Source organism: Paraneptunicella aestuarii, from assembly GCF_019900845.1.
Taxonomy (GTDB): domain Bacteria; phylum Pseudomonadota; class Gammaproteobacteria; order Enterobacterales; family Alteromonadaceae; genus Paraneptunicella; species Paraneptunicella aestuarii.
The window spans coordinates 4,378,475-4,387,164 of record NZ_CP074570.1 but is presented as its reverse complement, the minus strand read 5'-3'; the positions used below and the strand labels follow the sequence as shown (position 1 = coordinate 4,387,164).

Here is an 8,690-nt window from a genome sequence, read left to right as displayed (position 1 = left end):
GGAGTAAAGGTGATAAAAACGGTTAGATATTGCGTGATTGTAGCCATGTTTTTGGCTGTAATCGGATGTAAAGAAGAATTAATTGGGGGAATGAAATTGGAAGAGGCATTTGTTCCAAATGTAGCAGAGTTTGTCGATGCAGTGTTGGATAGCGATTACAACAGAGCCGACAAGCTGTTACATGATGGTGTTGATATTAATGCGGTTGGAAAAGAAGGGATTACTCCTTTTTTATGGCTGTTGGCTGAAGAGCATGCGAAAGATTTGGAAGCGATAGAATACATGCTGAAAAAGGGGGCAAACCCGAATTATATTGACCCTGATAGACAAGTGTCCGCAATGTATTTTGCTGCAGGGGGAAATAAGCCCGAATTTTTGGAGTTGCTGATTAAGTATGGTGGGGATGTTAACCAAATCGGTAATGATGACAAATCCATGTTAATGGTGGCCGCGGAACAAGGACGATTAGATAATATTAAGACTCTTTTAGAGTATGGGGCGAAGATGGAATATCAAAACCGACTACGTCATACCGCTGCGACAATGTGCATAACACCCGGACGATTTGATCTGGTCGTCTACCTTCTGGAACATGGATTTTCTACTGACTTACAAGGCTTAGGGATGCTATCTGAAACAGTGATTGTTGACACGGAAATGCAACCCTATAAGGAACAGACCATTGATATTCTTCGCAGTAAGGGCGTGAAATTCCCTGCAAGCGGCAGGTTGAAGAGATATTTAGAAAAGCATCCTGCGAGTGAAAGTGAAGTGTGGGACATGGTTTATGGGCGGGTTCAATATTAGTTGAGTCGTCTGGTTAACGAATACAATGCTAATAACGCGGCTTTGCAATGCTGTAGAATTGATGTCTGGCAAGGGACTATATATATGCTATTAGGAATTTTATTTGATTTAAATAAGGGGGATAGAAATGGATTGGGCAGTTCAGTATACATATTTAAATCAAGAACCAGCACTAGCTTTTTATATCATATTGGGCTTGGGAGCTGGTTTCTTTGTGGGTGGGGGATTATATGTGATTTTTAAATTTAGAGGTCTTGTATCTAATCCTTATTTCATTGTTATATTATCTTTACTAGGGGCGTTGCTTGCCTATGTTACCTATATTAAGAATATTGCTTCGTACAGTGTTCTTAATGACCGTGTCAAAGAGGAGCATAAGGGGATAACACTTCAAGGACAATGGAGTTCAACACCGGTTAAAGTAAAGCAATACCATGCAGAAAAAATATTAGTTGGTGAAAATGAATTAGTTCGTTTTCTCAGACAACAGGTTTATGTTGGTTGTTTGTGGAAACCACTACATGCTCAGATTTCTAAAAAGAAGTACAAAGATTCTCTTATAAAACTTTCCTATGTTGTCTTTGCTGGTGAAGGACCTACAGATTATCAAACATCAGAGAAAATAAAATTGGATCAAATTTGTATATTTGAGATTTTAATAGCTGAACAAGCTCAAAATGGTGCTGTAAACCTCCCCTAATTAGTTGCATCCATAATTAGAGTTTTCCTGCTGTATTTTCTACCAATACTGTCTATACAGATGAGAAGCGTCTAAATTTTTATTGGCGATTCAGTCAGTTATGGGTGGGAATTGCTGTCGTTTTAGGGAATTTAAGATTGTTGCTAAAAACCCGGGGCAGTGTCGGACAGTTGTTTTACACTGAGCCGGGTTAAGTTAACTATTACTGGATACCGTTAGTAAATATCACAGTTGATAATTGACTCTCCTTCTGCTTTAACATTTTCCGGATTGTCACTTTTTCCATCTCTAAAAGGGCAGTCTCCGCCACCACCGCCACCACCGCCACCACCAGTAGAGGTGTAGATTTCAACGGTGTCTGGCATGTAACTCTGAGAGCGAATGGTTGCGCAGGATTCGTTGGTAGAGAAGGTCAGTTTAAGCGTTTTACCGTTTTTGTAAGCATCCAGAGCCGTATCAAAATCAGTTCTAGAAGTGCCTAAATTATAGTATTCATACTTTCCGTGATTTAATTCTACTTCATAGATGCCATAGGCTTGGATGACTCCCATGCCGGTAACCTTGTCCTGACATACTGTTGCAGAAGCATTGAAGTGGGCCAGTGTTGCCAGTGCCCCAAGGGCTATCATTAGCTTTTTCTTCATTTCCTTTTCCTTCATCATTAGTAAGTGACTAACAAGACACGTTGAGGGATGGTTTTATCCTCGCCAAGTGCCCAGCAATCGGGTGATTGATTGTGCCACTGAAGTACAAATCCCCAGTTTTTTTCCACAGAAGCTTTTGACATCTGAAGCAAAGCATATGAGTAATTCGAACACGCTGATGGATTAGTCAAACTACAGGAATTGTTAGAATCTACTGTATACCAGCGATTACCGATGTTCATTTCCTGTGGAGATTGATTGGTATCAGGTGAGGGGATAAATTGCCATGCAGAACCAGCGTGCCCTCGACATTCTTTGTACCAGGCTGCTTGAGCACTTGTGGCGCTTAAAAGCGCAGTAGCGCATAGCGTCGTCATTAATACCTTTTTTATTTTCATACTATTTTCCTTTATTTCCTTGTTACTTATACGTTTTCTTTTTAACGGTAACGTCAAACCCTCCATAGCGTTCGATTCCGATTGGAATAAGTAAAAGCATTTCACAGTGGGCAAAGCAGACTCACTAAAAGCAACCATTGACTGGCGGAGCACTGTTTTGCATTCATCCAGTTTCCGTGACGTGTTTACTATGTCTAAACGCCAAATCAGGTTACATACGTGATGGTAAGAAACCAATTCGTTAAGGAGTGGGATATGTAACTAATCGTACATTTGCTTGGAAGGAGCCTGAGACATGACAATGCGGAAATACAAGCCTGTTACATTAATCTGTTGACGATTTACTGAACATCGCGGATATAATTTTTAACAGTTTTCGATACATGAAGGTTTTGTTGACTATATGATTTGAACTTTTCTCTCCCTCAGAAATCGTGTAGTGGCAGACTTTATTATGCGAAAACAAGATCAACACACCTGCCCAGCTACCCAGCCAGAACTCCATGCCCATTGAAAATTAAAACCTCCCAGCATACCGGTAACATCGACGACTTCGCCAATAAAGTATAGACCAGGCACAAGTTTGCTCTCCATTGTCTTTGATGAGAGCTGTTCGGTGCTCACTCCCCCTAGCGTTACCTCGGCGGTTCGATATCCTTCAGTGCCGTTGGGTTTTAGGTGCCATTGTTCAAATGTCTCTGCTATTTGTTGTAGTTGCTTTCCTTGATATTGTTTTAATGGCTTGTTTTCCAGGTTGAAATAGGAAAGGGCGGTTTGTACAAAGCGTTTGGGAAAATAGTGCGATAGCACTGTGCCCAATTGAGCGTTTGGTGATTCAGTTTGTTTTTGTTGCAATTCATTTAATAATGAGAGGTTAGGGCTTAGGTTTAGCTCGACGGTTTCACCGGGTGTCCAATAAGATGAAATTTGCAAAATAGCCGGGCCGCTGAGCCCTCTGTGGGTGAACAGGATGTTTTCTTTAAAGCTGGTGTTATGGCAACTGGCGACCGCTTCTACTGATATACCTGATAGTTCTGATAGTGCCGCTTTATCGTGATCATGTAAGGTAAATGGAACCAAACCAGCTCGTGTTGCTTCTATTGTGTGACCAAACTGTTCTGCTATTTGATAACCGAAAGGTGTTGCACCAAGTTTTGGCATTGATAAGCCTCCAGTAGCAACAACCAGACTTTCACATATGTATTCGCCGCTATTGGTATGAATTTTAAAACCTGATTCCTGTTTTTCTATTTCCAGGATTTCTGTTTGAGTACGAATATTGACTTTCGCTTTTTGACATTCAGTAAGTAACATATCGACGATGTTTTTGGCACTGTCATCGCAGAATAATTGCCCCAGCGTTTTTTCATGATGGGCAATACCATATTCATTGACTAGTGCAATGAAGTCCCATTGAGTGTATTTACTGAGCGCAGATTTGCAATAATGAGCGTTTTTTGACAGGAAGTTGTCAGGGGAAGTGTACATATTGGTAAAATTGCATCTTCCTCCGCCTGACATCAATATCTTACGGCCTACCTTTTTGGCGTGGTCGAGCACTGTGACCGAGCGGCCTCTATAACCTGCCTGAGCCGCGCAAAATAAGCCAGCTGCGCCAGCACCAATAATAATTACATCTACTTTTGTCACAGCTTTGACTGCACCTTATTCATGACTGGCGAGCAGTATACCCAAGTTTTGAGAGGTACGCCTCTTTAAGATAAAGCATTTTATTGGCTGTATAATATGTCTAACTTATTATCATATAAGGGAAAAATATTACATCCTCATACTAATGCTCCATAACTATTATGAGCATATGCTTGTATATATAAGATAATAATATTTCCCCAAACATCTTGACCTGTTAATCTTGGATTGGTTAAATAGGCGCCCGCTTGAGATAGTTGTTCAAAAGTTGTACCGGTAAGAGCTGAACAGGTTAGCAGTGGATAAAACCTGTAGGTATATCTTAAGTGTGATGTTAATAAGTTCAGTTACATAGGTGAAATTGATGAGCAAGCTCTACTTAAAATTAGCCTTGGCAGGCGTAATCTTTGGTTTGTCATGTCCTTCCATGGCGGATCCGAGTCTTGAATTAGCGAATATCTGTACAATTATCAAAAACAACGATAAATCAGAGCTTCGTAAAAAGCTTAAGAAAGTTCAAAAAGAATATAAATTAAAGCTAAGTGATTTTTATGCTGGTATTTCTTGTGAAGGAAACAGCATGATTCGTCACGCAATGTCTACTAGTGCAAGCGATGCTGGAGAGTATTTGGTCAGCCAGATGCGCAAATCTGATTTGGAACAAGCTGAATCAGATGGTAAGACCATTCTTCAGTGGGCTGAAGAAAATGGTCACATTGCTAGCCCGGTGGGTTCTGCTTTAGTGAGCCGTATCAACGGTTAATTTGTGTTTCCCATATTGAGAAGGCGGTTGACTCCCTGCGACCGCCTTCTCTCTTCTTGTCTGGTTTTCCTCAAAATCTAATCTATTTTTGCTTTCCATTTTTTTGGTTTAAGTGTTTTATTTTCGTTTAAAATGTTAACAAGACATTAATATGCCCAGTTTAATTGGCTTAATGTGAAAATAACTGACCGCCAAGGTTTTAAAAATTGATTTTTATAAAAATTTAGTAAGAAATATATCTAAAATGTCGGTATTATTATCACTATCGATGAAAGGGCAGTAGTTACCTTGAGTCGGCGTTCGCATTGCTTGCTTTCTTTATAGTATGCATTTGAAATGACGGAAGTTTTGCTTTTTCCTTGGGAAGTTTAGTGATCTCTTTCGTTTGTCTGCTACTATTTTATGGAGGTTGAGTGAGTGAGAGGAATTGAGGAAAAAGGTGAAACGATGAGTAAAATTTTCTTAAAACTTGGAATGGCGTTTTGCGCAATTGTCATTTCTTTACCAAGCATGGCTGATATTAGTGATGATTTGGCAAACATTTGTACGATTGTTAAAAACAATGACAAATCTGAGCTGCGTAAGAAAATCAATAAAGTTAAAAAAGAATATAAAGTGACGTTGAGTGACTACTATACAGGCATTACCTGTAGTGGTTTATCCCTGATTCGTCATGCAATGGCTAGCGGCGCTGGTGATGCTGGGGAATACTTGATTAAACAAATGCGTAAGTCTGAATTAAGTCAACCTGAAGCTGATGGCAAAACCATCAAGCAGTGGGCTGAAGAGAATGGGCACATAGGCTCACCTACTGGCGCTGCTTTGTTAGAGCGATTGGGTTAAAAGCAGCCTTTTTAAACGAGTGTGTCAGGGATTGATATAAAGGTCGAAACGATGTTTTTTACTGGTAATGTTACTGTTTGGCTTTTTATCTGCCAAATATGGAGCACTGCTTGGTCGTTTAACCACAACTCGTTTGTTTGCTAGTTCAAGTGCCGGTGCAAGTAGTTTGTTTGCATCGGCATCTCCTCCCAAAAGCTTTTGAAACAAACGCATTTCTTTCTTTACCAAGGCTGATTTTTTCTTGTGCGGGAACATTGGGTCCAGATATACCACTTCTGGCTTTTCTTCTTCCCATTGCGTCATAAGTTCTATGCTATCTCCCTGCTTTAAAAACAGGTTCTGTGGTAACCAATCCTGTAACTCAGGTTCCTGAGCTGCGCGCTGTAGACCATTTTCAAGTAATGCGGCGACTACAGGTGAACGTTCTAACATACAGACCTTACACCCCAAACTTGCCAATACAAAGGCATCTCTACCTAGTCCACCAGTTGCATCCACAACGTATGGAGTGTTCTGCCCTTTCACGCCAACGGCTTTGGCAATACTTTCCTGTTTTCCGCCACCGTGTTTACGGCGATAACTTAGCGCGTCTGAAGCAAAGTCTACGTATACGGCACCTTCTTTCGGTTGTGTCGCATCCTGAATCGCCAAGATGCCTTGCTTGAAGGTGAGATATAAGTCTTCAGGGTGGATACTTACTATCGTAAAACCCCACTTATCGGCAATCTGCTTTGCTGATTCCTGATCTTCGCTATCCAAATCCGTTAAAAAAAGAGGAGGTAAGGTCGACATTTATGCGTGCCCATATTTATCTTTGTAGGGAAGCCAGCGGTGAATGATGGCATTGGCGTAAGACGGATATTGCTGCCATAACTGCACTGCCCATTGCTGAATTTGTGGAATGAGCTCTGCATCACGAATGAGATCGGCAATTTTTAGATCTGCAAGTCCGGTTTGTTTTGTGCCTAGTAGTTCTCCTGGGCCTCTTATTTCCAAATCTTTTTGAGCAATAACAAAGCCATCGCTGCTGTCTCGTAGTACGCCTAATCGCTTTTGGGCGGTTTTACTTAATGGAGCCTGATACATGAGCACGCAATGGCTGGCAACGCTACCTCGTCCTACTCGTCCCCTTAGCTGGTGCAATTGAGCAAGTCCCAATCTATCGGCATTTTCGATGATCATCAGGCTGGCGTTGGGTACGTCTACACCTACTTCGATAACCGTGGTTGCTACTAGCAGATTCAAATAGTTGTCTTTGAATTGTTGCATTACTTCCTGTTTTTCCGCCGCTTTCATTCGACCATGAACCAGTCCAACTTTCAGCTCAGGCAGGGCTGCCTGTAACACTTGGCAGGTGTCTTCTGCGGCTTCACATTGCAGCACTTCCGACTCTTCAATAAGTGTGCATACCCAGTACACCTGGCGATTATCCTTGGTACAGGTTTGTCTGACTCGTTCAATAATTTCTTCTCGCCGTGTATCTGGAATAACCACGGTTGTAACGGGCGTTCTTCCCGGAGGAAGTTCATCAATGATCGAGGTATCCAGATCCGCATAAGCTGTCATGGCAAGCGTTCTGGGGATTGGTGTCGCTGTCATGATGAGCTGATGAGGGTAAATATCAGCATTCGGACCTGCGCCTTTTTCTCTTAGAGCTAAACGCTGATGAACGCCAAAACGGTGTTGTTCATCAACAATAATGAGTGCCAGATTGTAAAACTCTACTTGCTTTTGAAATAGTGCGTGAGTACCTACTATCATTTTGCTTTCACCACTGGCAATGTTATCCAGTGCTGCTTGCTTAGCTTTCCCGGTCAGCTTACCTGCTAACCATTCTACCTGAACACCAAGTGGCTCAAGCCAATTACGGAAATTATTCGCGTGCTGTTCCGCCAGCAATTCAGTGGGAGCCATGAGCGCTACCTGATAACCCGCTTCCAATGCATGAAGCGCCGAAATAGCGGCAACCAAGGTTTTGCCCGATCCCACATCACCTTGTACCAGTCGCATCATTGGGCGCTGTAAAGTGAGATCGGCGCTAATTTCGTTGACGACTCTTTGTTGTGCGCCTGTTGGTTTAAAAGGGAGTTGAGCCAGAAGTTGAGGAACCAATCTGGAGGATTTTTGAATGGCAACGCTGTGTGTTTTATTCGACTGCTCTCTCACCTTAAGCACACTGAGGTTTTGCGCCAGTAGCTCTTCTATAATCAAACGTTTTTGTGCCGGGTGCTTGCCTTCTTCAAGTAAGCTAAGCGCAATATCAGGTGGTGGACGATGCACGGTATTTAACGCTTCTTTTAGACTAATTTGGTGCTGATAAAAGGATTCGGGTAGCAACTCTGCCAAATGCCCTCGGTTTAACCAGGCCAGGGCTTGTTCACTGATATTACGCAAGGTGAGCTGTTTGATACCTTCCGTTGTTGGATAGATGGGCGTTAGGGCGTCTTCAACTTCGAGTGGTGCGTCATCTTTGATGATTTTGTATTCTGGATGAATGATCTCCAGCCCCATATTGCTGCCTCGGATTTCACCAAAACAACGGATCCGGGTGCCCGGAATTAACTGCTGTTTTTGGGCTGCTGAAAAATGGAAGAAGCGCAGACCAATTCGGCCACTCTGATCAGAAATGGTGACGAGCAACATACGGGCTTTACCGAATTTTATGTCGCTCCTTTCAACCGTGCCTTCAACCGTGGCGTGAATACCGGGGTGTAGATTTCTGATTGGGTAGATTCGGGTGCGGTCTTCATAGCGAGAGGGAAGGTGGAAAAGTACATCTTCAATGCTGTAGATACCCAGGTTTTGCAATTTCTTAGCGACTTTTTCACCAATGCCTTTTAAGTCTGTAATTGGCGTTTTCCCGGGGGTGAGCATAGATGTAAATT

9 protein-coding genes are annotated in these 8,690 nt (G+C 42.2%); 4 read left to right on the top strand and 5 right to left on the bottom strand.

Annotation, left to right across the window (positions count from 1 at the left end; genetic code table 11):
- Positions 1 to 9: 9 nt before the first annotated feature.
- A complete protein-coding gene (locus KIH87_RS17110) occupies positions 10 to 807 on the top strand; it encodes an ankyrin repeat domain-containing protein (RefSeq protein WP_232359072.1) in 798 nt (265 codons plus the stop codon).
- A 127-nt stretch (positions 808 to 934) separates the two neighbouring features.
- Complete coding sequence (locus KIH87_RS17105; protein ID WP_232359071.1) at positions 935 to 1,507, top strand: hypothetical protein; 573 nt, start codon at positions 935 to 937, stop codon at positions 1,505 to 1,507.
- A 215-nt stretch (positions 1,508 to 1,722) separates the two neighbouring features.
- Here KIH87_RS17105 and KIH87_RS17100 read toward each other — a convergent pair whose 3' ends face one another.
- The 3 genes from KIH87_RS17100 to KIH87_RS17090 all read right to left on the bottom strand — a co-directional run bounded on the left by KIH87_RS17100 (position 1,723) and on the right by KIH87_RS17090 (position 4,199).
- Entirely contained in the window at positions 1,723 to 2,151 is a 429-nt protein-coding gene (locus KIH87_RS17100) for a hypothetical protein (RefSeq protein WP_232359070.1), read from the bottom strand.
- Positions 2,152 to 2,168: 17 nt separating this feature from the next.
- The gene (locus tag KIH87_RS17095; protein ID WP_232359069.1) at positions 2,169 to 2,549 is read right to left on the bottom strand and encodes a hypothetical protein; all 381 of its coding nucleotides are present in this window, start codon (positions 2,547 to 2,549) and stop codon (positions 2,169 to 2,171) included.
- Positions 2,550 to 3,017: 468 nt separating this feature from the next.
- On the bottom strand, positions 3,018 to 4,199 hold the full coding sequence (locus KIH87_RS17090; protein WP_232359068.1) for a BaiN/RdsA family NAD(P)/FAD-dependent oxidoreductase: 1,182 nt from the start codon (positions 4,197 to 4,199) through the stop codon (positions 3,018 to 3,020).
- A 364-nt stretch (positions 4,200 to 4,563) separates the two neighbouring features.
- Between KIH87_RS17090 and KIH87_RS17085 the strand changes: the two genes are divergently transcribed.
- Together KIH87_RS17085 and KIH87_RS17080 are read left to right on the top strand one after the other, a co-directional pair.
- Positions 4,564 to 4,962 carry a DUF3718 domain-containing protein gene (locus tag KIH87_RS17085; RefSeq protein ID WP_232359067.1) on the top strand — a complete coding sequence of 133 codons (399 nt, stop codon included), beginning with the start codon at positions 4,564 to 4,566 and terminating at the stop codon, positions 4,960 to 4,962.
- Positions 4,963 to 5,409: 447 nt separating this feature from the next.
- Positions 5,410 to 5,805 (top strand): DUF3718 domain-containing protein, encoded by a 396-nt coding sequence (locus KIH87_RS17080; RefSeq protein WP_232359066.1) that lies wholly within the window; start codon positions 5,410 to 5,412, stop codon positions 5,803 to 5,805.
- A gap of 24 nt (positions 5,806 to 5,829) precedes the next feature.
- On the opposite strand, the gene KIH87_RS17075 is transcribed toward KIH87_RS17080, so the two are convergent.
- Both KIH87_RS17075 and recG read right to left on the bottom strand, forming a co-directional pair.
- On the bottom strand, positions 5,830 to 6,597 hold the full coding sequence (locus tag KIH87_RS17075; protein ID WP_232359065.1) for a class I SAM-dependent methyltransferase: 768 nt from the start codon (positions 6,595 to 6,597) through the stop codon (positions 5,830 to 5,832).
- The gene (recG, locus tag KIH87_RS17070) at positions 6,598 to 8,679 is read right to left on the bottom strand and encodes an ATP-dependent DNA helicase RecG (protein ID WP_232359064.1); all 2,082 of its coding nucleotides are present in this window, start codon (positions 8,677 to 8,679) and stop codon (positions 6,598 to 6,600) included.
- Positions 8,680 to 8,690: the final 11 nt, after the last annotated feature.